The organism is Micromonospora tulbaghiae, from assembly GCF_900091605.1.
In the GTDB taxonomy this organism is placed as follows: Bacteria; Actinomycetota; Actinomycetes; order Mycobacteriales; family Micromonosporaceae; genus Micromonospora; species Micromonospora tulbaghiae.
Map to the genome: position 1 here is coordinate 1,049,757 of NZ_FMCQ01000001.1, position 24,415 is coordinate 1,074,171.

A 24,415-nucleotide genomic window follows, 5' to 3' on the forward strand; every position below is an offset into this window, starting at 1 on the left:
CTGGTGGAGTTGCACGGGGTGTCCCGCACGTATCCGGGCGGGGTGACCGCGCTCGCCGGGGTGGACCTGCGGATCGACGCCGGGGAACTGGTCGGCGTCGTCGGCCCGTCCGGGTCCGGCAAGTCGACCATGCTGCACCTGCTGGGCACGCTCGATCGCCCGTCCACCGGGGTGATCCGGATCGACGGGCACGACGTCGCGCGGCTCTCCGACCGGGCGCTGTCCGCGCTGCGGGCCACCACCATCGGCTTCGTCTTTCAGCAGTTCCACCTCGCGCCCGGCACCCCGGTGCTGGACAACGTCGCCGACGGCCTGCTCTACGCCGGGGTGCCGATCCGGCAGCGCCGGCGCCGGGCGGGGGAGGCGCTGGCGCGGGTGGGCCTGTCGCACCGCCTGGACCACCTGCCGCACGAACTGTCCGGCGGGGAACGCCAGCGGGTGGCGATCGCCCGGGCGGTCGTCGGGGAACCCGCGCTGCTGCTCGCCGACGAGCCCACCGGCAACCTCGACTCGGTCTCCGGCGGCAGCGTGCTGAAACTGCTCACCGAGCTGCACGAGGCCGGCACCACGGTCGTGGTGATCACCCACGACCAGGCCGTCGCCGGCCGGCTGCCCCGTCGGGTGGAACTCCTCGACGGCCGGGTCGTGCGCGACGACGTGCCGGTGGTGCAGCGGTGAGCCGCGCGCCCCGGCCGGGACGGCTGGCGCTCGGCGACATCGCCCGGCTCGGCGCGGTCGGCCTGCGGTCCCGCCCGCTGCGGGTGTTCCTCTCCGCGCTCGGCATCGCCATCGGGATCGGCGCGATGGTCGCCGTGGTCGGCATCTCCACCTCCAGCCGGGCCGAACTCGACCGGACGCTGGACCGGCTCGGCACCAACCTGCTGACCGTCATGCCCGGTCGTACCGTCTCCGGCGAGGACGCCAAGCTGCCGGCGGAGGCCACCGCGATGGTCGGCCGGATCGGCCCGGTCGAGTCCGTCGCCGCCACGGGCCAGGTCAAGGGGTACGTCTACCGCAACGACCACGTCCCGATCGGGCAGACCGGCAGCATCTCCGTCCTCGCCGCCCACCAGGACCTGCCGGAGACCGTCGGCGCCACCATGTACACCGGCTCGTGGCTGACACCGGCCACCCGCGCCTACCCGGCGGTGGTGCTGGGCTCCCGGGCCGCGACCCGGCTGGACATCGTCACGCCTGGCGTCCGGGTCTGGCTCGCCGGGCGGTGGTTCTCCGTCGTGGGTGTGCTCGACCCGGTGCCGCTCGCGCCGGAACTGGACAGCGCGGCGCTGATCGGGTGGGAGTCCGCTCAGACGTACGCCGGCTTCGACGGGCATCCCACCACGGTCTACGCGCGGGCCACGGAGAGCCAGGTCGCCGCCGTACGGGCGGTGCTCGGTGCGACCGCGAACCCACGGGCGCCCAACGAGGTGGCCGTCTCCCGGCCCTCCGACGCGCTCGCCGCGAAGCAGGCCACCGACGACGCGTTGACTGCGCTGCTGCTCGGGCTGGGCGCGGTCGCCCTGCTCGTGGGCGGCGTCGGCGTGGCGAACACCATGGTGATCTCGGTGCTGGAGCGGCGGACCGAGATCGGGTTGCGCCGCTCCCTCGGCGCGACCCGGGGACACATCCGGGTCCAGTTCCTGACCGAGTCGCTGATCCTCGCCGGGATCGGAGGCGGCGGGGGCATCGTGCTCGGCGTGCTCGCCACCGGCGGGTACGCGCTCACCCAGGGCTGGCCCACCGTCGTGCCCGCCTGGGCGACCGCAGGCGGTCTCGGCGCGACAGTGCTGATCGGTGCGCTCGCCGGGCTCTACCCGGCGCTTCGGGCGAGCCGGATGGCTCCGGCGCACGCGTTGGCCGGTTCCTGACCCGCCACGGCACGCCGTGCCCGGGCGGCGCCCGCCACGGCGGGGCAGAATCGGATCCGTGCGATACGTGATCATCGGAGCGGGCGCGGTCGGCGGCACCATCGGCGTACTCCTGGCCGACGCCGGCCACGACGTGACGCTCGTGGCACGCGGCGCGCATCTGGACGCGCTGCGGGAGCGGGGTCTGACGCTGCGCACGCCGGACCGTGCCGTCACCGGCCGGCTGCCGGCGGTGGCCGGGCCGGACGGGCCGCCGCTGCCGGCCGACACCGTGCTGGTCCTCACCGTGAAGTCGCAGGACACCGTGGCGGCGCTGACCGCCTGGGCGGACGCCCCGGTCGAGGGCGGCGGGACGGCCGGCGAACGACTGCCGGTCGTGCTGGCCCAGAACGGCGTGGCGAACGAGCCGGCCGCGCTGCGGCGCTTCGCGCGGGTGCACCCGGTCTGCGTGTGGCTGCCCGCCACCCACCTGGAGCCGGGCGTGGTGGTCGCCAACGGCCATCCGCATCCGGGCATGCTGCACGTCGGCCGCTACCCGAGCGGCGCCGACGACACCAGCCGGGCGGTCGCCGCGGACCTGACCGCCGCCGGGTTCGTCGCGCCGGTCCGCGACGACGTGATGCGCTGGAAGTACGGCAAGCTGCTCGCCAACCTCGGCAACGGCCTCCAGGCGCTGCTCGGCCGGGACGTGCCCGAGTCGCTGTCGCAGCGGGTACGCGCCGAGGGAGAGGCGGCGCTCGCCGCAGCGGGCATCGCCCACACCACGGTCGAGGAGGAGGCCGCCGAACGGGGTGACCTGGTGTCGCACCGGCCGGTGGGCGGCGAGGCACGCTCCGGCGGCTCCACCTGGCAGAGCCTGGCCCGTGGTGCGGGCTCGGTCGAGACCGACCACCTCAACGGCGAGATCGTGCTGCTCGGGCGCCTGCACGGTGTACCCACCCCGGCAAACGCGGCGGTGCAGGTCGCGGTACGCCGGGCGGTCCGCGACCGGATCCCGGCCGGCGGCCTCCCGCTCGGCGAACTGGAGAAATTGGTCGGCTGAGCAGGCAACCCGCGCCGCGCCGCCAGGCGTGTCCCCTGACGAACACGGGGAGGTGGCAGGTGCCCGACAGCGACGGCTTCGACGAGTTCTACCGGGGCAGCCGACAGCGGCTGCTCGGCTTCGTCTACGTGCTCACCGGCGACCTCGCCGAGGCGCAGGACGCCGTGCAGGAGGCGTACATCCGGGCCTGGCAGCGGTGGTCCACGGTGCGCGGGTACGACGACCCGGAGGCATGGGTACGGGTGGTGGCGAGCCGGATCGCGGTGAGCCGCTGGCGCAGCCTGCGCAGCCGGGCGCGCGCCTACCTGCGGCACGGCGCGGTGGCGGACGTGCCGGCGCCGAGCACCGAGACGCTGGAGGTGGTCGCCGCGCTGCGCCGGCTGCCCGAGGCCCAGCGCACCGCGATCGCCATGCACTACCTGCTCGGCATGCCGGTCGCCGAGGTGGCGCGGGAGACCGAGGCGCCGATCGGCACCGTGAAGGCCCGGCTGTCCCGGGGGCGGACCGCGCTCGCCGAGCTGCTCGCCGTCGTGGACCTGGAAGAGGAGGCGGCAGATGCCTGACGACGTCGCGCTCGTGGAATTGCTGCACCGGGATCTGCGCAACGTCACCTGGCCGGAGCCGGAGACGATCCGGGCCACGGCCCGGCGGCGCAGCCGGCGCTCCGCGGCGCTCGCCGCGGTCTCGGTGGTGGTCGTGGCGGCGCTCACCGCGACCCTGGTGGACCGGACCGGTGCGCCGCCACCGCCCGCCGGTGCCGTCGGCGGGCCGGGGGAGATCGTGGCCGAGGCGATGCTGGAACCGGCCGACATCCCCGTACCGATCGGTGAGCGGCTCGGCGAGACCGGCCTCGACGAGCCGGTCCGGGTCGACGACCTCCTCCAGATCTGCGCCGGGAAGCAGGGACGGCCGGCCGAGGAACCGCGCTCGCGCTACTCGCGGTCGCAGACCCTGATGGAACCGCCGACCGAGCCCGCGACCACCATCGGATCGGTTCTCACCCAGGACGTCTACCGGATGGAACCCGGGGCGGCGGGCCGGTTCGTCACGGACCTGGAGGGCACTGTCGCGGCCTGCGGCGCGTGGCGGACGACGAGCCAGGTCTACACCGAGCGGGGGATGGCCGGCGCCGAGGTCGTGCACCGCTGGTACGTCGCGGCGAGCGGCTTCGCCGGAGATCAGGCACTGCTGCTGCGGCACGAGGCGAGCGTGGCGCCGGACGAGGCGACCGGCCGGCCGCCCGGCTATGCGCCGTTGTTCGGGGACCGCCTGGTGGTACGGGTGGGTGACCTGGTGACGGTGCTGATCCCGTCCGGCGGGCTGCGCACCGATGTGCCGGAGCCGCGGGTGACGGAGGAGCAGGTGAGGCAGATGGCCCGGGTCGCGGCCGAGCGGATGTGCGTGGCCTCGAACCCGGGCTGCTGACGCCGGTGCCCCCGCCGCTGGACCGGCGGGGGCACCCGGCGCACTACAGCGGGATGTTGCCGTGCTTCTTCGGCGGCAGCGTCTCGCGCTTCGTGCGCAGCACCCGCAGCGCCCGCACGATCTGGGTACGCGTCTCGTGCGGCGGGATCACCCCGTCGACGTAGCCGCGCTCGGCCGCGATGTACGGGTTGGCGAGCGTGTCCTCGTACTCGGCGATCTTCTCGGCGCGGACGGCTGCCGGGTCATCGGCGTTCGCCAGATCCGAGCGGTAGAGGATGTTCACCGCGCCCTGCGCGCCCATCACCGCGATCTGCGCGGTCGGCCAGGCGAAGTTCAGGTCCGCGCCGAGGTGCTTGGAGCCCATCACGTCGTACGCGCCGCCGTACGCCTTGCGGGTGATGACGGTGACCTTCGGGACGGTGGCCTCGGCGTACGCGTAGATGAGCTTCGCGCCGCGGCGGATGATGCCGTCCCACTCCTGGCCGGTGCCGGGCAGGAAGCCGGGCACGTCCACGAAGGTGAGCACCGGGACGTTGAACGCGTCGCAGGTGCGCACGAACCGGGCTGCCTTCTCCGACGCGGCGATGTCGAGCGTGCCGGCGAACTGCATCGGCTGGTTCGCCACCACGCCCACCGGGCGTCCCTCGACGCGGCCGAAACCGACCACCATGTTCTGTGCGTACAGCGGCTGCACCTCGAGGAACTCGCCGTCGTCGAGCACGTGCTCGATGACCCGGTGCATGTCGTACGGCTGGTTCGCCGAGTCCGGGATCAGCGTGTCCAGCTCACGATCGGAATCCGTGACGTCGAGGATCGCGGGCGCGTCGAAGACCGGCGGCTCGTCCAGGTTGTTCGACGGCAGGTACGACAGCAGCGCCTTGACGTACTCGATCGCGTCCTCCTCGTCGGTGCCGAGGTAGTGCGCGTTGCCGCTGCGGGTGTTGTGGGTGCGGGCGCCGCCCAGCTCCTCCATGCCGACGTCCTCGCCGGTCACCGTCTTGATCACGTCGGGGCCGGTGATGAACATGTGCGAGGTCTGGTCGACCATGACGGTGAAGTCGGTGACCGCAGGGGAGTAGACCGCGCCGCCCGCGCACGGGCCCATGATGAGCGAGATCTGCGGGATGACGCCGCTGGCCCGGACGTTGCGGAAGAAGATCTCGCCGTAGAGACCGAGGGACGTGACGCCCTCCTGGATCCGCGCGCCGCCGGAGTCGTTGATGCCGACGACCGGGCAGCCGATCTTCATGGCGAGGTCCATCAGCTTGACGATCTTCTCGCCGAAGACCTCGCCGAGGGAGCCGCCGAAGACGGTGAAGTCCTGCGAGAAGACGCAGACCTGCCGGCCGTCCACGGTGCCGTAGCCGGTCACCACGCCGTCGCCGTACGGGCGGGTCTTCTCCAGCCCGAAGTTGGTCGAGCGGTGCCGGGCGAACTCGTCCAGCTCGACGAACGAGCCCTCGTCGAGGAGCATCTCGATCCGCTCGCGGGCGGTCTTCTTGCCCCGCGCGTGCTGCTTCTCGACCGCGCGTGCCGACCCGGCGTGCACCGCCTCGTCGAGCCGTCGCTCCAGGTCCGCCAGCTTGCCGGCGGTCGTGTGGATGTTGAACCCGGTCTCGGTAGTCACCCGTGGAATATAACGATGGTTCAGGTGTCTGAGGCTGTGCAGTGCGCCTCACCGCTTCGCGGCGACCGGCGGGCCGGGTGGCCGTAGGCTGGCGGGATGCCCGGCTCGCCGTACACCGATCTGGACCGACCGCCGCTGTCGGCGGCCCGGCTGCGGCGCGCGCTCCTCGCGCCGAACGGGCCCTGGCGCCGGCTGGAGCTGCTGGCCGAGACCGGCTCGACGAACGCGGACGCGGTGGCCGCGGCGCGGGCCGGCGAGCCGGAGGGCCTGGTGGTGGTCGCCGAGCGGCAGACCGCCGGCCGCGGCCGCCGGGGCCGCGTCTGGCAGTCGCCGCCGCGCGCGGGTCTCGCGACGAGCGTGCTGCTGCGGCCCGGCGAGGCGGTCGCGGAGCGCGGCTGGTCGCCCGTGCCCGCCACCGGGTACGGCTGGCTGCCGCTGCTCGCCGGTGTCGCGCTGGTCGAGGCGGTACGCCTGCTGGCCGAGCTGGACGCGCGGCTGAAGTGGCCCAACGACCTGCTGGTGGACGGCGCGAAGTGCGCCGGGGTGCTGGCCGAGGCGGTGCCGGGGGAGATCGACGGGCCGCCCGCGATCGTGGTCGGTGTCGGGCTGAACGTGACGCTGCGCGCCGACGAGCTGCCGGAGAACCCGACCGGGCTGCCCGCCACCTCGCTCCAGCTCGCCGGCGCCACCGCCACCGACCGCGATCCGCTGCTGCGGGCGCTGCTGCGCTCGCTCGCCGACTGGTACGAGCGCTGGCGTGACGCCGGAGGCGACGCGGAGGCCAGTGGGCTGCGCGAGGCGTACCTGGCGGGGTGCGCCACCGTCGGCCGCCGGGTGCGGGTGCTGCTGCCCGACGGCCGCGAGGCGCACGGGACCGCCACCGGCGTGGACGCCGACGGGCAGCTCCTGGTCGACGCCGACGGGGGGACGTTGCGGCTCGCCGCGGGCGACGTGCTGCACCTGCGCTGAGGCGCCCGGGAAGATCACCGCAACACCGTCGCCGACCGCCCGCGCGGCCGATGCCGGCTGGATGCGCCGACCGGTTACGGTCAGCGCGTCCGGTTCTGCGAGGAGGTTCCGCCGTGGCGTTCCCCGAAGACGTGCTCACCGAGGACGAGCACGTCGTGTTGCACCTGCACCCGCACTGGAAGGCCCTGATCCGGCCGGTCCTGGTGCTCGTGCTCGCCGTCGCGGCGGTCGTCGCCGGGTGGCTCCTGCTGCCCGACGGCAGCGGCGGCACGATCGCGCTCTACGCGATCGCAGTGGTCGGCCTGGTGCTGGTGCTGTGGCTGGGTCTGTGGCCGTTTCTGGTCTGGCGCACCACGCACTATCTGTTCACCAACGAGCGGGTGCTGCTCCAGCAGGGGGTGCTGTCGCGTAACCGGCGGGACCTGCCGCTGACCCGGATTAACGACCACGCGATGCACCAGCGTTTCGTGGAGCGGCTGCTCGGCTGCGGCACGCTGACCATCGAGTCGGCGGGCGAGCGCGGCCAGTCGGTGCTGCACGACGTGCCGGGTGTGGACAGGGTGCAGACGAAGCTCTACGAGCTGGTCGAGGCGCACCACGACAAGCACAGCCTTGGTGACGGCGAGATGCGCGAGATCCTGGCCGACATGACCGAGGGCAAGTCGCTGCGTGACCAGCCCTGACCCCGCCGACGGGAAAGGCCGGCGCCCCGTGTCAGGGGTGCCGGCCTTCGTCGTTCAGCGGCGGGCGCGGCGGGGCTGGAGTTCCGCGGCGAGTTCGGCGTCCAGGTCGGCGCCGAGCGCGCCACCGAGTCCGGCGTCCGCCGGTGCGGGGCGGCCCCGCGGTGGCGGGAAGTCGGCCGCCCGGCCGGCGCCCGGAGGCGGTTCCTCCTCCTCCAGCTCGCTGACCGACTCGGCCAGCTCGGCCACCGGGTCCATCTCGGCGACGTTGTCCCACTCGTCACGCGGCACCGAGTGCCAGGTCTCCTCGGCGTGCTTGGGGACCGGCTGGAAGACGAACGTCCGGTAGGACCAGAAGCGGAACAGCGTGGCCAGCAGGACACCGATGGTCTTGGCGACGTTCAGCGCGAGCAGGCCGTGTACGCCGAGGCCGTACTTGGCCAGGGCCAGGACGCCGAGTTCGATGACCAGACCCGCGCCGTTGAAGAGGAAGAACAGGACGTATTCGCGCCGGAGTGCCGATTTCGGTCGATCGCGGTACGTCCAGTGACGATTCATCAGATACGACGTGATCGTGGCGACAATCGTCGCGATCACTGTCGCCTTCAGCTGGCCGTCGCGGAAAACCGTGAGTGCCAGAGCATTGAACACCGCGTAATTGATGACGGTGTTGATGCCGCCGACGACGCCGAATTTGAGCGCCTCGTGGATGAACTTCTGCCAGCGCTCGGGCAGCAGACGGACTCCAGGCATGCGGAACACCTTAGGCAGTTGGCTGGGCCGGCTGGGCCCGGCGGGTCGGGATGGGCGGTTCGTCACGCCCCGGACTCTCGGTCGTGGCTCGTTGCCGGAACGGGAGGTGTTCCCGCCTCGACGAAGACGAACCGTCGGTACGACCAGAACCGGAAGAGTGTTCCCAGGCCGGTGCCGACGACGAAGCTGGCGATGTTGTCGGCCAGGGGGGTCTGGAACACCGCGGGCCAGATCGCACCCAGCCCGTAGTGGCTGATCGCCAGGCAGGCCACCGCGATGCCGAGGCCGACCGCGTTGAAGAAGAAGAACAACGCGTACTCGCGGGCCGGGTTCGACCGCTGCCGGTGCCGCCATGTCCAGAACCGGTTGCCGAGGAAGGCGACGGTCGCGGCGATCACCGTGGAGATGGTCTTCGCGGCCAGCGGGGGCATGTCCCGGCCGCTGGACAGATAGTTGAAGAGGGCGAAGTCCACGACGAAGGCCAGGCCGCCGACGGTGGCGAACTTGCTCAGTTCGTGGATGAGGTGACCGAAACGGTCGAGCAGTGCTCCGATCGGACCCCGGCGGGTCTGCGGAGCCCCCGGTTGGTCTCCGGTCATCGTCGCGGCCACCCGCCGAGAGTACCGGTTGTGCGGTAACCGGGCGGACTGCAACGGCGAGTCAGCCACGACGGCTTCGCCGCGGCCGTCGCGCTCGGGCCGCCCGGGTCGGAGAGGCGTCGCCCGTTCTCGATGTCCGTGAGCAGAGCGTAACGCGCTGTGCGAATCTGTGGAGCGCATCACGGAATCGTCTTTCGCGACATGTTCGTACGCTTCCCCGCGATCGGGCGTCGCCGTCACTCCGGTGCGGACCCGGCCGTCGAAGGTTCACCGCAGGATTTGCGTGAAACTGCGCGCGAAAGCGGGTATCAGATCGTGATGCCGCAGCGTGGCCGTACCTTGTGCAGTTCTTCACAACCAGTCCCACTGACTGACGAGGCAGTCCGGTTTACGCTGAGCCCAATCCCAGGTTTCCACGAGGCGGCGTACCAGCCCGCCGGAACTCGTGCACCCCATAGATCGGTCAGCGTCGACCACAAGGAGAAGTGACATGGTTGCTCCGGCTGCTGTTCGGGGTATCGATCAGGCCCCGACGTCCCACCCCAAGCTGCTGGCCTGGGTACGTGAGGTCGCGGAACTGACCACCCCGGACCGCGTGGTCTGGGTGGACGGGTCTGATGAGGAGTGGCGCCGTCTCACCGACGAACTCGTCGCCAACGGCACCCTGATCCGCCTTAATCCCGAGAAGAAGCCCAACTCGTTCTACGCGCGTACCGACCCCACGGACGTCGCCCGGGTGGAGGAGCGCACCTTCATCTGCTCCGTCGACGAGGCGGACGCCGGCCCCACCAACAACTGGATGGCGCCGGCCGAGATGAAGCGGACGATGACGGAGCTGTACCGCGGCAGCATGCGCGGGCGCACCATGTACGTCATCCCGTTCTGCATGGGCCCCATCGAGGCCGAGAACCCCATGTTCGGCGTGGAGATCACCGACAGCCCGTACGTGGTCGCCTCGATGCGGATCATGACCCGGATGGGGTCGGCGATCCTGGAGGCGATGGGCGACGACGCCGACTTCGTGCACGCGCTGCACTCGATCGGCGCCCCGCTCGCGCCGGGCCAGCAGGACGTGGCGTGGCCGTGCAACGAGACCAAGTACATCTCGCACTTCCCCGAGAGCCGGGAGATCTGGTCCTACGGCTCCGGCTACGGCGGCAACTCGCTGCTCGGCAAGAAGTGCTACTCGCTGCGTATCGCCAGCGTGATGGGGCGCGACGAGGGCTGGCTGGCCGAGCACATGCTGATCCTCAAGATCACCTCGCCGGAGGGCAAGGTCTACCACATCGCCGGCGCCTTCCCGTCGGCCTGCGGCAAGACCAACCTCGCCATGCTGGAGCCGACCATCCCGGGCTGGAAGGTCGAGACCATCGGCGACGACATCGCCTGGATGCGGTTCGGCGCGGACGGCCGCCTCTACGCGATCAACCCCGAGTACGGCCTGTTCGGCGTCGCTCCCGGCACCGACTGGAAGACCAACGCCAACGCCATGCGGACGCTGGACCGGGGCAACTCCATCTTCACCAACGTGGCGCTCACCGACGACGGCGACATCTGGTGGGAGGGCATGGGTGAGCCGCCGGCGCACCTGATCGACTGGAAGGGCAACGACTGGACGCCGGAGAGCGAGAACCTCTCCTCGCACGCGAACAGCCGCTTCTGCACCCCGATCACGCAGTGCCCGATCCTGGCCGACGACTACTACGACCCGAACGGCGTGCCGATCGACGCGATCCTGTTCGGTGGTCGTCGCCGCGACACCATCCCGCTGGTCACCGAGGCCCGCGACTGGGTGCACGGCGTCTACATGGGCGCCACGCTCTCCTCGGAGACGACCGCCGCCGCCTCCGGCGCGGTCGGCGTGGTCCGCCGCGATCCGATGGCCATGCTGCCGTTCATCGGCTACAACGCCGGCGACTACTTCCGGCACTGGATCGAGATGGGCAAGGGCGCGGACGGCGACGAGGCCAAGCTGCCCAAGATCTACTACGTGAACTGGTTCCGGAAGGACGCCGAGGGCAACTTCCTCTGGCCGGGCTTCGGCGAGAACTCCCGCGTGCTCAAGTGGGTCATCGAGCGGCTGGAGGGCCGGGCCGAGGCCGTGGAGACGCCGATCGGCATGGTCCCGGCACAGGACGCGCTCGACGTCGAGGGTCTGGACATGACCCCGGAGGACGTCCGGATCGCGCTGAAGGTCGACGCGGACGAGTGGCGCAACGAGCTGCCGCTGGTCACCGAGTGGTTCGAGAAGTTCGGGGACAAGCTTCCCGGCGTGCTCTGGGCCGAGCTGGACGCGCTGCGCGCCCGGCTGGACGCGGAGCCGCAGAAGTAACAGGTGTGCCTGTTGCCCCTGCCGGGCAACATCGGATGCCATGAGGACGGCCGCTGAACCTGTCGAGGTCCGGCGGCCGTCCGCCGTCCGGGCGCTGACCACGCTGCTCGCCGTGACCGCGGCGGCCACCGTCGTGGTCGAGCTGCTCAACTACTGGTACGCCCCGGAGCAGGAGTTCGGTCTCGCCGTACGCACCGGCTGGGCGATGCTCCGGTCGCTCGGCTTCCTGCTGCTGATCGGCCATGTGAACAAGGGCCGGGTGGGCGCCCGGCCGTTCGGGCTGATCCTGGCGGTGACCACGATCTTCGCCGTCGGGCGGCTGATCGTGCCCCGGCAAGGGGTGCCCGCGCTGCCCGGCCTGGTCGGGTTCGCCGTGCTCACCGCGCTCTGCGTCGCCGTGGTGGTGCTGCTCTACCGCTCGGACGCGATCCGCGCGCACCTGGTCCGGCACCGCAAGGGCCTGGTCGTCGAGGGCGGGACGATCGCCTGGCGGGAGGTGGCGCCGAAGCGCCCGCAGGCGAACGGGTGGCTGCTCACCGCCCGGGTCGCGGCGTTCACCTACAGCCCGCTGATGCTGCTGCCGGCGCTGGTGGCGACCGGTGCCGTGCTGGACGGGCGGCTCTCTGCCGTACCGGCCCTGATCCTCTGGTTCGGCGCGGGCATCGCGGTCAGCTACGCCGTGCTGTTCTGCACCGCGTTCCTGCTGCGCGACAAGGCGTGGGCGCGGAAGGCTCTGGTGGCCGTCACCCTCGGCGTCCTCGCGATCGACCTGCCGCTGTGCTGGTGGCTGCTCGGCGTCGACGGCCTGATCCGAGACTGCGCCCCCCTGGTGACCGCCGCGACCCTCACCCTCTGGTCCCTGAACCGAGCCACCCGCACCCCACCTCCACTCGGTTGATCATGAAGTTGGCGGCGATTTCGATCTCCGTTGATGCCGTCAACCTCATGATCGTCGCCCGGGGCGGGGTGCGGCGGGGCAGGATGAGGACATGTGGGACGTCGTGGTGGTGGGAGCGGGGCCGGCCGGAGCGGCCGCGGCGCTCGGTGCGCGGCGTGCCGGCGCGGCGCGGGTGCTGCTGCTCGACCGGTCCGACTTCCCCCGCGACAAGGCGTGCGGGGACGGCATCGCCGCGCACGCGCTGGACGTCCTCGCCGAGCTGGGCGTGACCGGGGCGGTCGACGGCTACGCGCCGCTGCCCGCGCTGCGCCTGGTCGGCCCCGGCGGCGGCACAGTCGCCCGGACGCTGCCCCGGCCCGCGTACACGGTGCCCCGCCAGGTGTTCGACGCACGCCTGGTCGCGGCGGCGGTGGCCGCAGGTGCGGAGTTGCGGCGGCACACCGTACGCCGGGTGGAGATCGCCGCCGACCGGGTGCTGCTCGACGGCGAGCTGTCCGCGCGGGCGGTGGTCGGCGCGGACGGCGCCGGATCGGTGGTGCGGCGTGCGCTCGGCCACCCGGTCAACCCGGACCGGCACCTGGCCCTCGCCATCCGGGGCTATGCGCCCGCGCCGGCCGGGCCGCCCGAACAACTCATCGTCACCTCCGCGGCGCGCTGGCCCGCGTACGCCTGGGCCTTTCCGATCGGCGACGGGCGCGCGAACGTCGGGTACGGGGAGGTGCTGCGCGGCGAACCGCTGACCCGCGCGCACCTGCTGGACCGGATGGCCGCGCTGCTCCCGGGCGTCGACCCGGCCACGGTGACCGAGCTGCGGGCGCACCACCTGCCGCTGTCCACCCACCGGCCGGCGCCCGGCCGGGGGAGGGTGCTGCTGGCCGGGGACGCGCTGTCGCTGATCAACCCGTTCACCGGCGAGGGCATCTTCTACGCGCTGCGCTCCGGGGCGCTGGCCGGCGCGGCGGCGGCCGGCTCTCCCGCCGAGGCCGCCCGGGCGTACGCCGCCGCGCTGCGCGCCCGGCTCGGCACCCACCTGCGGCACAGCTCGGTGGCGGCGTGGCTGGCCCGGCGGCGCCGGGTGGTCGACGCGGCGGTCGGCGCGGCCGGGCGGGACGAGCGGGTCTACCGCACGGTGGTGGAGCTGGGTCTCGGCGACGGCCGGCTGGACGCGCGCACCCTGATGGCGATCGGGGCGGACCTGCCGCGACCGCGCCGGGCCATCTCAGCGTCAGGTGATATGCCACCGAGACACTGATCTCTCCCGCGGGTCGCTACCCTGCAAGGTGATGACTCTGCGGAAACTCCTCTACTCCGTGTACGAGCGCCGGCTGACGGCGAAGCTCGCGGGCAAGCCCGTACCCGCACACGTCGGCGTGATGTGCGACGGCAACCGCAGATGGGCCCGGGAGATGGGCTTCGTCGACCCGAACGACGGTCACCGGATGGGCGCCGAGCGGATCAAGGAGCTGCTCCGCTGGTGCGACGCGGCCGGCGTCGGGCACGTCACACTCTGGCTGCTCTCCACCGACAACCTCTCCCGCCCGGCCGCCGAGCTGGACCCGCTGCTCCAGATCATCGAGGATCTCACCACCGAGCTGGCCGAGGAGGGCAATCCCTGGCGGCTGCGGATGGTCGGTGCGCTCGACGTGCTGCCGGCGCAACACGCCGCCGCGCTCAAGGCCGCCGAGGAACGCACCCGCGACCGCGACGGCGGGGCTCAGGTCAACATCGCGGTCGGGTACGGCGGGCGGCGCGAGATCGCCGACGCGGTCCGCTCGCTGCTGGTGGAGCACGCGGCGAACGGCGGCACGATCGAGGAGCTGGCCACCTCGCTCGACGTCGACCACATCTCCGAGCACCTCTACACGAAGGGGCTGCCGGATCCGGATCTGATCATCCGGACCAGTGGCGAGCAGCGGCTCTCCGGCTTCATGCTCTGGCAGAGCGCGCACTCGGAGTTCTACTTCTGCGAGCTGAACTGGCCCGACTTCCGCAAGGTCGACTTCCTGCGCGCCCTGCGCTCCTACGCCACCCGCCAGCGCCGCTTCGGCACCTGACCCAGCACTGCCCCCGCCCCTCGCCGCGCCCTCGCCCCTCGCCCCTCGCCCGGCGATCTTGCAGTTTGGGCCCCGCCGAGGCGGCTTTTGCGCCTCTTGTCCGGGCAGCAAGTGCAAGATCGGCGAGTAAGGGCGGCGGCGCCCTGCGGTGGTGGGGGTCTCAGCGGAGGTGGGGCAGCGCGGCGGTGAGGAAGTCGGCCAGGGCGGCCGGGGAGTCCAGGGTCAGGTCGGCGGCGTCGGCCACCTCGTGACCGGTCTCCGGGTTGGCGACCGCGACGCAGACACCGAGGAAGTCGGGATCGCCGGCGGCGCGGGCGCGCAGCGCGGCGAACGCCTTGATGTCGGAGACGTCGTCGCCGAAGTACCAGGCGCCGCCGGCGTCCCGGACCGTCTCGCCGATCACCATGCCCTTGTCCCGGTCGACCGGGGGCTTCAGTTCCAGCACCATCCGGCCCGGCTGGGCGCGCAGGCCCAGCCGCTCGGCCTGGGCCCGGCCCCACTCCTGCACCAGGTCGCCGAGCTGCGGGGCGGTACGCCAGTGCAGCGCGACGGAGAGTCGCTTGAACTCGACGAGCGCGCCGGGCGGCAGTTCGGCGCGGGCCTGCTCGGCCAGGTCGGACATGGTCGGCACCCACGGCAGGGCGGCCGGCTCGGTGACCGTCTCGCCGCCGGAGTGGCTGTGCTCCAGGCCGTAGAGCCCGTACAGGTCGATGCCGACGAGGCCACCGAGGTGGTCGCGGAGGAAGTCCACCGGGCGGGCGGAGACGATGGCGATCCGGCGGACGTGCGGGGCGAGCGCCTCCAACGCGCTGAGCACGTTGGGCGCTGGCCGTACGGCCGTGGGGTCGTCGTCGACGGGCGCCAGGGTGCCGTCGAAGTCGAAGAAGAGGACGACGTCACCCGCGCGGGCGGCGGTCGCACGCCAGGCGTGCTCCGCGTTCAACGGGGTCTTCGGCTGCTGGTTGCCCAGATTCAACGGCGGCACGCGCGTCAGCGTACCCCGCGCCGGGCGGCGTATTCGTGGCCGAGATGTGACGTCGGAACGACGTGAGGATCAGCGTTCGGCGGCTCCTCGTCCCCGGCGACCGAACGGCACCACGGCCGCCTCCTGCCCGTGGCTGAGCAGGTAGCCCTCCACGAAGCCGGTGTTGCGGTCGCCGGTGTGCGCCTCGATCTCGTTGAGCCGCGCCACCAGGAACTCGGTGAGCGCGCTGACCCGGTCGTTGAGCCGATCGTGCAGCTCGGCGACGACGGCGAGGATCACCGCGGTGCCGGCTGTGGTGAGCGCGAAGAGGTTGACGACCAGGGGAAGCTGCCCGCCGTCCAGTACGCCGACCACCACGTTGCCGGTCACGCACGATGTCAGCGACACCACCGCGACCACGACTGCCAACCATTTCAGGGTCATGGACAGACCCCTCCTTCTGTCCCGCAGGGCTGGGTTCGGCTGTGTCCCGTCCCCCCGCCGATGACGAGCCCTTAGCAGTACAAACGTGGACGCTAGCGGGTCCGATCCGTCCCCGCGGCGAAACGATTGGGTTCGACCTTCCGTTCTTTCGCCATCTGAGGAACTACCCCGCCTGTTTACCCCTATTTCGGACACCGCCCGGCAGAGTCGGGCGGTATGCGAGGTAACGAATGGTTTCGCGAATGTGGAACTTCTCCGCGTCGGACACGTTCGGGTCGACCAGCCGGCGCAGCAGCGCCTCCACGTCCGGGTCCATCGGGGGCGGGGGCGGCGCGGTACGCGGCCCGGCGGTCCGGTCCCAGCCGAGCGCGGTGAACGCGGCGGCCGGATCGAGCCCCAGCCCTTCGCAGAAGGCGACCACCCGCTCCGCCTCGGGGTCGCTGGCCCAGTCGCCGCGTACCCAGCGGTTGATGGTCTGGCGGGAGACGCCGGTGCGCCGGGAGACCTCGGTGCCGCTCCAGGCCCGTAGCGCGCGGGCGTCGTCGAGCGCGCGCCGGACGAAGGTGGCGAACGCGATCTTCCGTGCGTTGGTCGTCTCGGTCACCCCGTGACGGTACGGCCAGTCGGTCCCGAGGGGGTGGCTCGGCGCGCTGCTGTCACGCCGACGTGACGCTGATCGGGGATTTCCGGTAAACGATTCAGTGCTGCTCCTGAGGGGTGTCACCCGGGCAGAATAGATGGACACGAGTACGGCGGCAAAGGCCTGAAAAGCTGATACTGTCACGCTCATGAGACAACTTACGGTGTGTCACGTGCTTGAGACGACGAGTGCTCACATGCGTCACTCCGCGGGTGCCGAGGGGGTCTCGTGACCGAGCTCGCGACCCGTGCCCAGGCCTTCGGGCTGATCGCGAACGGAGTGTCGGCCGGGCTGAGCGCCCCCTGGCGTGTCTATCTCGCCCGCGGGTGCCGGTACCTCTCACTCAGCGTCGGCGACCGGGGGGAGTGGGACGCCTGGCGGACCCACCTCGGCTGCCCCGAGCTGAGCGTGCGGGTCTACGACTCCGGCGGGGAGATCCGCCGGGCGTCGGTGGCCGAGGTGATCCTCGACGGATGCCGGATCAGTGTCGAGCTGGTCGAGGAGGTCAGCACCGACGACCTGGAGCGGCTGCTGGTGGTCGACCCGCTGCCCGGGACGGACGAGCGATGACCCCTTTTCTCGCCGTGGTGCTCGTCCTCGTGCTCGGTTCCACCTGCTACGCGGCCGGCCGCCTGCACGGCCAGCTCAGCTACCGCATCGGTTACCGGTTCGGCTACCGCCAGGGCTACTTCGACGGCGACCGGGGTGCCTGGAACCGCCGGCGGCGCGATGCCCAGGCGGCGATCGCCTCGGCGCTGTCGGGCCCCGGCCCGACCGTGGTGACGTCGGCCGGGCGCTCGGCGGTGCCGTTCGCCGGCACCTCCGTGCCCGCGGCGGTCGCCACCCGGCCGGGCTCGGCCCCGGCCGTGCGCGTCACCGCCACCGCCCAGCTCGGTGCCGTCGGCCGGGTGGGCACCACGTACACCGGATCGTCGTTCGGCGCGGCCGGCGGCGGACCGCGGGCCGGCACGCTGGTGCGCCGCCAGGGCTGAGGCCCGCGCCGCGACGCGGCGCCGCAGTGGACGACCGGCCGGGATGCGCGCAGGGGGCATGCATCCCGGCCGGTTCCGGTGCGCCGGTCACCCGAACGGGTGTACGCCCCGCGAAGACCACGCGATGATCCACGCGCACCTCTAGCCCAGCGGCCCCGCGGCGATTAGCGTCTAGGCATGGCGCGGGGTTTTCCCGGGCCAGCCGGACAGCCCGGACCTGCGTCCTCGCGCACGGGGCCCGCATCCGACCCCGTGTCCTCCGGGCACCGGAAGAGGCGGAACTCGGGTGGCCGGGTGCCCATCCGCGGAGCAGGCCTGTGACCACTCGCCGTACCCCCGCCGGAGCCGAGCAGCCCCCGGCCTCGACCGCCCCGACCCGCCGGACCACCCGCAGCCGCCGCGCCGCAGCCGCGGAGGCCGAGGAGCCCCGACCAGCCGGACCGGCCTTCGTCCTGGACACCTCGGTTCTGCTGTCCGACCCGGCGGCGTTCCACCGCTTCGCCGAGCACGAGGTGGTGTTGCCGCTGGTGGTCATCTCCGAGCTGGAGGGCAAGCGGCACCATCCCGAGCTGGGCTGGTTCGCCCGTCAGTCGCTGCGCATGCTGGACGAGCTGCGCGTGCGCCACGGCCGGCTGGATCGCCCGGTGCCCGCCAACGACCAGGGCGGCACGCTGCGGGTGGAGCTGAACCACACCGACGACGGGGTGCTGCCGCCCGGGTTCCGCAACGAGTCCAACGACGCGCGCATCCTGTCGGTGGCGCTCAACCTGGCCGCCGAGGGGCGTGAGGTCACGCTCGTCAGCAAGGACATGCCGCTGCGGGTGAAGGCGGCCTCGGTGGGGCTGCGCGCCGACGAGTACCGGCACGGCCAGGCCAGCGACCCGACGTGGACCGGGATGGCCGAGCTGGACCTGGCCGAGGAGGAGATCGGCCGGCTGTACGCGGGCGAGACGCTCGACGTCGACGCCGCGGCGGGACTGCCCTGTCACACCGGCCTGGTGCTGCACTCGGCGCGGGGCTCGGCGCTGGGCCGGGTGCTGCCGGACAAGACGATCCGGCTGGTCCGGGGAGACCGGGAGGCGTTCGGCGTGCACGGGCGCTCGGCGGAGCAGCGGGTCGCGCTCGACCTGCTGCTGGACGAGTCCATCGGCATCGTGTCGCTGGGCGGGCGGGCCGGCACCGGCAAGTCCGCGCTGGCGCTCTGCGCCGGCTTGGAGGCGGTGATGGAACGGCGCCGGCACAAGAAGGTGATCGTGTTCCGTCCCCTGTACGCGGTCGGCGGCCAGGAGCTCGGCTACCTGCCCGGGTCGGAGTCGGAGAAGATGTCGCCCTGGGCGCAGGCCGTCTTCGACACGCTCGGCTCGGTGGTGCACGAGAACGTGCTGGAGGAGGTCACCTCGCGCGGGCTGCTGGAGGTGCTGCCGCTGACCCACATCCGCGGCCGGAGCCTGCACGACGCGTTCGTCATCGTGGACGAGGCGCAGTCGCTGGAGCGGGGCGTACTGCTCACCGTGCTGTCGCGCATCGGCCAGGGGTCGCGGGTGGTGCTCACCCACGACGTGGCCCAGCGGGACAATCTGCGGGTCGGCCGGCACGACGGGGTGACAGCGGTGATCGAGGCGCTGAAGGGGCATCCCCTCTTCGCGCACGTCACGCTCAGCCGATCGGAGCGTTCTCCGATCGCCGCCATGGTCACCGATCTGCTGGAGGACATCCCCGGCTGACCGCGCCTTTCGTACTACTTTGTCCGGATTTTTAGGGTGACGCAGATCACTTTTAGGCCCGGCCATTTCCCACCGGCCTCACTGTGCGCAATGGTGTCCATCGAGCGTCACCTACCACTCGGGAGCCGGACACGGCCCGGGGTCACACCGGTACCGGTGCGCTCACGGCACCCGGCGTGACCCGACCCGGCCATGCGTGTGCTGTGTCCCTGCCCCCGACGAAGGGAAACTTCGTGAGTCGGCTGTGGAGCCGGTTCGGCGCCCGTACGGCCGCTGTCGCGCTGCTCTCCGTGGGCGTCGCCGGCGGCTTCTATCTGGGTGAGGATCGACAGAACCAGCAGCAGGGCCGGACCGCGCAGGTCGGCCTGGAGGTCGAACAGGCGGAGTACGCGTACCAGCGCGAACGGCTGTCCGACCACCGCGTGGACTCGTCCCGGCAGCGTGCCGCCGAGTACCAGGCGAAGCTGCGCGCCGCAGCGGCGGCGAAGGAGGCCGCCGAGCGGGCCAGGAAGGCCGAGGCGGCCGCCGCCACCCGCAAGAAGGAGCGGGCCGCGGCGGAGGAGGCGGAGAAGGAGGCGAAGGTCAAGCCGTACGACGGCCCGATCCCGTCCTCCTGCGCGGAATACAGCGGCAACCGCAAGATCGGTTGCGCCATCATGCTCGACAAGGGCTTCGGCATCGACCAGTTCCCGTGCCTGGACAAGCTCTGGACCAAGGAGAGCGGCTGGAACCCGAAGGCCGCCAACAGCTCGTCCGGGGCGTACGGGATCCCGCAGGCGGTGCCGGGCAGCAAGATGGCCTCGGTCGCCGACGACTGGAAGACCAACCCGGCGACCCAGATCACCTGGGGGCTCGGCTACATCAAGGGCCGGTACGACACCCCCTGCGGCGCCTGGCAGAAGTCGCAGAGTTCAGGCTGGTACTGACATCACCACGACGGCGGGACACGCGGGCAGACCCGGTGTTCCGCCGTCGTCGTACCGCCGCCCGACTGGCGGCCCGCCGCATTTGCTGATAGCTCTTGGTAGGTGACCTGGTACGGCCCTAGTGGCGACCCCCACCGGTTCGGGACCGACGCGTTCTACGCGGCGCTCGGCCGGGCCTTCGTCGCCATGTGCGCGGTCGTGCCGGTGCTGTTCCTCATCGAGGCGCTCGACGTCGGCCTGCGACTCGGCCTGGACTACACCGCCGGCATCATCCCGCAGCGGCTCCAGGGCCTGGACGGCGTCTTCTTCTCGCCGTTCCTGCACGCCGGCTGGAACCACCTCTACAGCAACAGCATCCCGCTGATCCTGCTCGGCACGTTCGTGCTGGCCGCGGGCACCCGCCGGTTCCTCTGGTCCACCGGAGTCATCATCCTGGTCAGCGGCCTGGGCGTCTGGTTCACCGGCTCGCCCAACTCGGTGGTGGTCGGCGCCAGCGGCGTGATCTTCGGCTACCTCGGCATCCTGCTCACCCGGGGCGTGGTGGAGCGGAGCTGGTGGAACTTCGCCGTCGGCCTGCTGGTCGGGTTGCTCTACGGCTGGCAACTGCTCGGCATCCTGCCGACCGACGAGCGCATCTCCTGGCAGGGTCACCTGTTCGGGCTGCTCGGCGGCGTGGTCGCGGCGATCCTGTTCCGCCGCCGCAACGACACCGGCGAGTCGGATCGCCTCGGCTCACCGAGGATGACGCTGCCCTGACGGCGCGTTGATCGAACCGCGGGACGTGCTTGCCCACGGCCACCCGCCCGCCTACCGTTTCCGCATCAGCACGGGTTGATCCCGAAGCGGAAAGTGACGGTACGCCATGCGCGAGGTCGATGTCGCCGTGATCGGGGCCGGTCCCGCCGGGCTCTTCGCCGCCTACTACGCCGGTTTCCGTGGACTCTCCGTGTCGGTGATCGACGCGCTGCCCGAACCGGGCGGTCAGGTCACCGCCATGTACCCGGAGAAGCTGATCCTCGACGTCGCCGGCTTCCCGGCGATCAAGGGCCGCGAGCTGGTCACGAACCTGGTCGCCCAGGCCGCGCCGTTCCACCCCGACTACCGGCTCGGCGTACGCGCGGAGAAGCTGTCCTACCTCGACGGCCGGCCGGTGCTCGGCCTCGCCGGCGGTGAGCAGCTCAGCTGCGGCGCGGTGCTGATCACCGGAGGGCTGGGCAGCTTCACGCCACGGCCGCTGCCGGTCGCGGAGAGCTTCACCGGCGGCGGGATCGTCTACTTCGTGCCGCAGCCGACCGAGCTGACGGACCGGCACGTGCTCATCGTCGGCGGCGGCGACTCGGCGTTCGACTGGGCGGCCACGCTCGCCCCGCTGGCCCGGTCGGTGACGCTGGTGCACCGGCGGGACCGCTTCCGGGCGCACGCGGGCACCATCGAGCGCGTGCGCGCGCTGCCGGTGCGGATCGTGGTCAACGCCGAGGTGAGCCGGCTGTACGGCGAGGAGACGGTGACCGGTGCCGAGCTGACCGTACGCGGCGGCGAGGTGGAGACACTGCCGGTGGACACGGTGGTGGCCGCGCTGGGCTTCACCGCCGACCTCGGCCCGCTCGCCGAGTGGGGGCTGAACCTCGACCGGCGGCACATCGTGGTGGACAGCGCGATGGCCACCAACCTGCCCCGGGTGTTCGCGGCCGGGGACATCACCGAATATCCGGGCAAGGTCCGCCTGATCGCCACCGGTTTCGGCGAGGCCGCCACCGCCGTGAACAACGCGGCTGTCGTCATCGACCCGACCGCGCACCTGTTCCCCGGTCACTCCTCCGACGGCACCTGACGCCGATCGGCGTCAGGGCAGGCCGGCCAGGTCCGCCATCAGGCCGATCTGGTGGTCGAAGTACTCGTCGCGGTGCGGCAGCGCCCGGTTGATCCGGCCGAACAGCTCGAAGCTGATCAGCCCGAACAGCTGGGTCCAGCCGGCCATGCCGCGGGCCAGCAGCGCGGGCGGCACGTCCATGCCGAGCAGCTCGACCAGTTCGGCCACGTCGCCGCGCAGCGGCTCGGGCAGCTCCTCGTCGGGCGGGGCGAGCCGGCCGGTGGCCACTCCGTCGCGCAGGATGCCGACCAGGGTCACCGGGGGGCGCTGGGCCGGCGCGACCGTGTCGTCCGGGGCCGCGTACCCGGGCACCGGGCTGCCGTAGAGCAGCGCGTACTCGGCGGGGTGGGCCAGTGCCCACGCGCGGGCGGCCCGGCAGGCGGCGAGCCAGCGTCCGCGCAGGTCGGCCCGGTCGGCGGCGGCGTCGGCCGCCTCCACCGCGTCGCCGAGCGCGTCGTACGCCTCCAGGATCAGGGCGGTGAGCAGGTCGTCGCGGCTGGGGAAGTAGCGGTAGATCGCCGAGGAGACCATGCCGAGGTCGCGGGCGACCGCGCGCAGCGAGAGGTTCGCGCCGTCGGTGTCCAGGTGGCGCCGGGCGACCGTCTTGATCTCTTCGATCATCCCGGCGCGGACGCGGGCGCGGAGCGAGGGAGCGACCATGCCCTCACTGTGCCACGGATGAGAGCAGCAATCAAAAGAGAGAGCACTGCTCTTGACTTGGCTCGCCCGCATGAGTCATGCTCTGTTTCGAGAGCGGTGCTCTCGATTTGGACGACTGCTTCAGTGAAGGTGGACCTGTCATGGCACTGCACGTGATCGTCGGCGCCGGCCCCGTCGGCACCGCCACCGCCCGCCTCCTCGCCGAACGCGGCGAGCGGGTCCGTGTGGTCACCCGGCGCGGCACCGGCCCCGAGCACCCGGCGATCGAGCGGGTGGCCGCCGACGCCGCCGACGCGGACCGGCTCGCCGCGCTCACCGCGGGCGCGGACGCGCTCTACAACTGCGCCAACCCGGAGTACCACACGTGGCCGACGGACTGGCCGCCGCTCGCAGCCGCCCTGCTCACCGCCGCCGAGCGCAGCGGCGCCGTGCTCGCCACAGTCGGCAACCTCTACGGGTACGGCCCGGTCGCCGCGCCGATGACCGAGGCGACCCCGCTCGCCGCCACCGGCGTCAAGGGCCGCGTCCGCAACCGGATGTGGGCCGACGCCCTGGCCGCCCACCGCGCCGGCCGAGCCCGGATCACCGAGGTACGCGGCTCCGACTACATCGGCCTCGGCGGCAAGTCGCTGCCCATGATGGTGCTGCCCAAGGTGCTCGCCGGGCAGCGGGTGCTCCTGCCGGTCGCCTGGGACGCGCCGCACACCTGGACGTACGTGGGAGACGTCGCCCGTACCCTCGTGGCCGCGGCCACCGACGCGCGGGCCTGGGGACGGGCCTGGCACGTGCCGAGCGCGCCCCCGATGTCCATGCGGGCGCTCGCCGACCGGGCGGCGAAGCGGGCGGGCGCGCCGGCGCCCCGGCTGACCCGGATGCCCTACCCGGTGCTCTGGCTCGGTGGCCTGGCCGACCCGTTCGCCCGGGAGATGCGGGAGACCGCGCACCAGTTCGCCGGGCCGTTCGTGATGGACTCCACCGCCGCGAGCGAGACGTTCGGGATCGACGGGACGCCGCTGGACCGCGTCGTCGACGAGATGGTCACCGGCCTGCGCGCCGCCGCCCGTTAGGGGCGGCGGGTCGGGCCGAAGGCGGCGACGAGCACGGCGACCATGGTCAGCGCCGCGCCGAGCAGCGTGTCCAGCCCGGGGTGCGATGCGGCGGTCGGCAGCAGCAGGTCAAGCAGCACCGCGCCGACGATCTGCCCGGCGATCGTGGCCAGGCCGAGCAGCAGCACCCCGGTGAACCGGACGAGGGCGGCGGCCAGCGCGATGAACACGATGCCGAGCGGGCCGCCGAGATAGAGCCACGGCTCGTCCGGGAACGCGCCGCCCGGCCGGCCGCGTACCGCCAGGTCCACCGCGAAGGTCACGAGCAGCGCCGCCGTGCCGACTGTGAAGTTCACGAGCGTGGCGGTCATGGCGCTGCCCGAGGCCGCCCGGACCCGCCCGTTGACCGCCTGCTGCCAGGCGATGCCCACCCCCGCCGCCAGCGGCAGCAGGGCCAGCGCCAGCGCCTCCGGGTCACCGAGCCGGTCGCCCACCGCCAGCAGGACGGCGAGCACGGTGAGCACCGCGCCGATCAGCCGGTTCGGGGTGACCGGCTGCCGACCGGCCGGGCCGATGCCGGCCCGGTCGACGAGCAGGCTGCTGCCGGACTGCCCGGCCACCACCGCGACGGTGAAGACCGCCACGCCGAGCGCGCCGATGGTCAGCCCCTGCGTCGCCACCAGGAACGCGCCGCACACCCCGCCCAGGCACTGCCACGGTCGCAGCGTGCCGGCCCGCAGCGCGCCGCGCAGGGCGGCCAGTCCCCGCCGGCCACCGGGGGTGGCGGGGACCAGCACCAGCAGGATCAGCAGGCCGACGCCGAACGAGACCACCGCCGCGGCGATCCCGTCGGCCAGGCGTACGCCCAGCTCGCCGTTGATCCGGGACTGGACGGCGACCAT

26 protein-coding genes are annotated in these 24,415 nt (G+C 72.4%); 18 read left to right on the top strand and 8 right to left on the bottom strand.

Annotated features, from left to right (window positions below; translation table 11 throughout):
• Genes GA0070562_RS05120 through GA0070562_RS05140 form a run of 5 tightly spaced genes read left to right on the top strand, consistent with a single transcriptional unit; the run spans position 1 to position 4,335 of the window.
• A complete protein-coding gene (locus GA0070562_RS05120; RefSeq protein WP_091416229.1) occupies positions 1 to 678 on the top strand; it encodes an ABC transporter ATP-binding protein in 678 nt (225 codons plus the stop codon).
• Positions 675 to 1,868 (top strand): ABC transporter permease, encoded by a 1,194-nt coding sequence (locus GA0070562_RS05125; RefSeq protein WP_217493405.1) that lies wholly within the window; start codon positions 675 to 677, stop codon positions 1,866 to 1,868. Before GA0070562_RS05120 ends, GA0070562_RS05125 begins: the two co-directional genes overlap by 4 nt.
• A 58-nt stretch (positions 1,869 to 1,926) precedes the next feature.
• The gene (locus tag GA0070562_RS05130) at positions 1,927 to 2,910 is read left to right on the top strand and encodes a ketopantoate reductase family protein (RefSeq protein ID WP_091415594.1); all 984 of its coding nucleotides are present in this window, start codon (positions 1,927 to 1,929) and stop codon (positions 2,908 to 2,910) included.
• 59 nt (positions 2,911 to 2,969) lie between these two features.
• The gene (locus tag GA0070562_RS05135; protein WP_091415597.1) at positions 2,970 to 3,473 is read left to right on the top strand and encodes a SigE family RNA polymerase sigma factor; all 504 of its coding nucleotides are present in this window, start codon (positions 2,970 to 2,972) and stop codon (positions 3,471 to 3,473) included.
• Positions 3,466 to 4,335, top strand: coding sequence for a hypothetical protein (locus tag GA0070562_RS05140; RefSeq protein WP_091415609.1), 870 nt, complete (start codon positions 3,466 to 3,468; stop codon positions 4,333 to 4,335). The genes GA0070562_RS05135 and GA0070562_RS05140 overlap by 8 nt, the downstream gene beginning before the upstream one ends.
• Positions 4,336 to 4,378: 43 nt before the next feature.
• Here the strand turns inward: GA0070562_RS05140 and GA0070562_RS05145 are convergent, their stop codons facing one another.
• Positions 4,379 to 5,962: an acyl-CoA carboxylase subunit beta gene (locus tag GA0070562_RS05145; protein ID WP_091415679.1), complete on the bottom strand. Its 1,584-nt coding sequence runs from the start codon at positions 5,960 to 5,962 to the stop codon at positions 4,379 to 4,381.
• Positions 5,963 to 6,058: 96 nt separating this feature from the next.
• Here GA0070562_RS05145 and GA0070562_RS05150 point away from each other — a divergent pair, with 96 nt between their 5' ends.
• Complete coding sequence (locus GA0070562_RS05150; RefSeq protein ID WP_091415715.1) at positions 6,059 to 6,931, top strand: biotin--[acetyl-CoA-carboxylase] ligase; 873 nt, start codon at positions 6,059 to 6,061, stop codon at positions 6,929 to 6,931.
• Positions 6,932 to 7,044: 113 nt separating this feature from the next.
• Entirely contained in the window at positions 7,045 to 7,614 is a 570-nt protein-coding gene (locus GA0070562_RS05155; RefSeq protein WP_091415718.1) for a PH domain-containing protein, read from the top strand.
• 54 nt (positions 7,615 to 7,668) lie between these two features.
• Here GA0070562_RS05155 and GA0070562_RS05160 read toward each other — a convergent pair whose 3' ends face one another.
• Complete coding sequence (locus GA0070562_RS05160) at positions 7,669 to 8,364, bottom strand: GtrA family protein (RefSeq protein ID WP_091416239.1); 696 nt, start codon at positions 8,362 to 8,364, stop codon at positions 7,669 to 7,671.
• A 62-nt stretch (positions 8,365 to 8,426) separates the two neighbouring features.
• Positions 8,427 to 8,963, bottom strand: coding sequence for a GtrA family protein (locus tag GA0070562_RS05165; protein ID WP_091416244.1), 537 nt, complete (start codon positions 8,961 to 8,963; stop codon positions 8,427 to 8,429).
• 490 nt (positions 8,964 to 9,453) lie between these two features.
• On the opposite strand from GA0070562_RS05165, the gene GA0070562_RS05170 reads away from it, so the two are divergent.
• The 4 genes from GA0070562_RS05170 (at position 9,454) to GA0070562_RS05185 (ending at position 14,247) form a co-directional block, all read left to right on the top strand.
• Entirely contained in the window at positions 9,454 to 11,295 is a 1,842-nt protein-coding gene (locus tag GA0070562_RS05170) for a phosphoenolpyruvate carboxykinase (GTP) (protein ID WP_091415722.1), read from the top strand.
• Positions 11,296 to 11,335: 40 nt separating this feature from the next.
• Positions 11,336 to 12,193 carry a hypothetical protein gene (locus GA0070562_RS05175; RefSeq protein ID WP_091415725.1) on the top strand — a complete coding sequence of 286 codons (858 nt, stop codon included), beginning with the start codon at positions 11,336 to 11,338 and terminating at the stop codon, positions 12,191 to 12,193.
• A 91-nt stretch (positions 12,194 to 12,284) separates the two neighbouring features.
• The gene (locus GA0070562_RS05180; protein ID WP_091415729.1) at positions 12,285 to 13,445 is read left to right on the top strand and encodes a geranylgeranyl reductase family protein; all 1,161 of its coding nucleotides are present in this window, start codon (positions 12,285 to 12,287) and stop codon (positions 13,443 to 13,445) included.
• A 31-nt stretch (positions 13,446 to 13,476) separates the two neighbouring features.
• Complete coding sequence (locus tag GA0070562_RS05185; protein ID WP_091415733.1) at positions 13,477 to 14,247, top strand: isoprenyl transferase; 771 nt, start codon at positions 13,477 to 13,479, stop codon at positions 14,245 to 14,247.
• A 160-nt stretch (positions 14,248 to 14,407) separates the two neighbouring features.
• Here GA0070562_RS05185 and otsB read toward each other — a convergent pair whose 3' ends face one another.
• The 3 genes from otsB to GA0070562_RS05200 form a co-directional block, all read right to left on the bottom strand.
• Positions 14,408 to 15,232, bottom strand: a complete 825-nt coding sequence (otsB, locus tag GA0070562_RS05190) for a trehalose-phosphatase (protein ID WP_091415736.1) — start codon at positions 15,230 to 15,232, stop codon at positions 14,408 to 14,410.
• 69 nt (positions 15,233 to 15,301) lie between these two features.
• Positions 15,302 to 15,655 (bottom strand): hypothetical protein, encoded by a 354-nt coding sequence (locus GA0070562_RS05195; protein WP_013284062.1) that lies wholly within the window; start codon positions 15,653 to 15,655, stop codon positions 15,302 to 15,304.
• 163 nt (positions 15,656 to 15,818) lie between these two features.
• The gene (locus tag GA0070562_RS05200) at positions 15,819 to 16,259 is read right to left on the bottom strand and encodes a helix-turn-helix domain-containing protein (protein ID WP_091415740.1); all 441 of its coding nucleotides are present in this window, start codon (positions 16,257 to 16,259) and stop codon (positions 15,819 to 15,821) included.
• Positions 16,260 to 16,523: 264 nt separating this feature from the next.
• Between GA0070562_RS05200 and GA0070562_RS05205 the strand changes: the two genes are divergently transcribed.
• The 6 genes from GA0070562_RS05205 to GA0070562_RS05230 all read left to right on the top strand — a co-directional run bounded on the left by GA0070562_RS05205 (position 16,524) and on the right by GA0070562_RS05230 (position 21,768).
• Positions 16,524 to 16,865 (top strand): hypothetical protein, encoded by a 342-nt coding sequence (locus GA0070562_RS05205; RefSeq protein ID WP_091415744.1) that lies wholly within the window; start codon positions 16,524 to 16,526, stop codon positions 16,863 to 16,865.
• Positions 16,862 to 17,287, top strand: a complete 426-nt coding sequence (locus GA0070562_RS05210) for a hypothetical protein (RefSeq protein WP_091415748.1) — start codon at positions 16,862 to 16,864, stop codon at positions 17,285 to 17,287. Before GA0070562_RS05205 ends, GA0070562_RS05210 begins: the two co-directional genes overlap by 4 nt.
• A gap of 317 nt (positions 17,288 to 17,604) precedes the next feature.
• Positions 17,605 to 19,011, top strand: coding sequence for a PhoH family protein (locus GA0070562_RS05215; RefSeq protein WP_091415751.1), 1,407 nt, complete (start codon positions 17,605 to 17,607; stop codon positions 19,009 to 19,011).
• A gap of 233 nt (positions 19,012 to 19,244) precedes the next feature.
• Positions 19,245 to 19,937 (top strand): aggregation-promoting factor C-terminal-like domain-containing protein, encoded by a 693-nt coding sequence (locus GA0070562_RS05220; protein WP_175438616.1) that lies wholly within the window; start codon positions 19,245 to 19,247, stop codon positions 19,935 to 19,937.
• Between the two features lie 102 nt (positions 19,938 to 20,039).
• A complete protein-coding gene (locus GA0070562_RS05225; protein ID WP_091415756.1) occupies positions 20,040 to 20,693 on the top strand; it encodes a rhomboid family intramembrane serine protease in 654 nt (217 codons plus the stop codon).
• A gap of 106 nt (positions 20,694 to 20,799) precedes the next feature.
• The gene (locus GA0070562_RS05230; protein WP_091415760.1) at positions 20,800 to 21,768 is read left to right on the top strand and encodes an NAD(P)/FAD-dependent oxidoreductase; all 969 of its coding nucleotides are present in this window, start codon (positions 20,800 to 20,802) and stop codon (positions 21,766 to 21,768) included.
• A gap of 12 nt (positions 21,769 to 21,780) precedes the next feature.
• Here the strand turns inward: GA0070562_RS05230 and GA0070562_RS05235 are convergent, their stop codons facing one another.
• Positions 21,781 to 22,467 (bottom strand): TetR/AcrR family transcriptional regulator, encoded by a 687-nt coding sequence (locus GA0070562_RS05235; protein WP_091415763.1) that lies wholly within the window; start codon positions 22,465 to 22,467, stop codon positions 21,781 to 21,783.
• A 140-nt stretch (positions 22,468 to 22,607) separates the two neighbouring features.
• On the opposite strand from GA0070562_RS05235, the gene GA0070562_RS05240 reads away from it, so the two are divergent.
• Positions 22,608 to 23,534 carry an NAD-dependent epimerase/dehydratase family protein gene (locus GA0070562_RS05240; RefSeq protein WP_091415766.1) on the top strand — a complete coding sequence of 309 codons (927 nt, stop codon included), beginning with the start codon at positions 22,608 to 22,610 and terminating at the stop codon, positions 23,532 to 23,534.
• Here the strand turns inward: GA0070562_RS05240 and GA0070562_RS05245 are convergent.
• Positions 23,531 to 24,415, bottom strand: a complete 885-nt coding sequence (locus tag GA0070562_RS05245; protein ID WP_244254304.1) for a DMT family transporter — start codon at positions 24,413 to 24,415, stop codon at positions 23,531 to 23,533. The two genes, GA0070562_RS05240 and GA0070562_RS05245, sit on opposite strands and share 4 nt — an antisense overlap.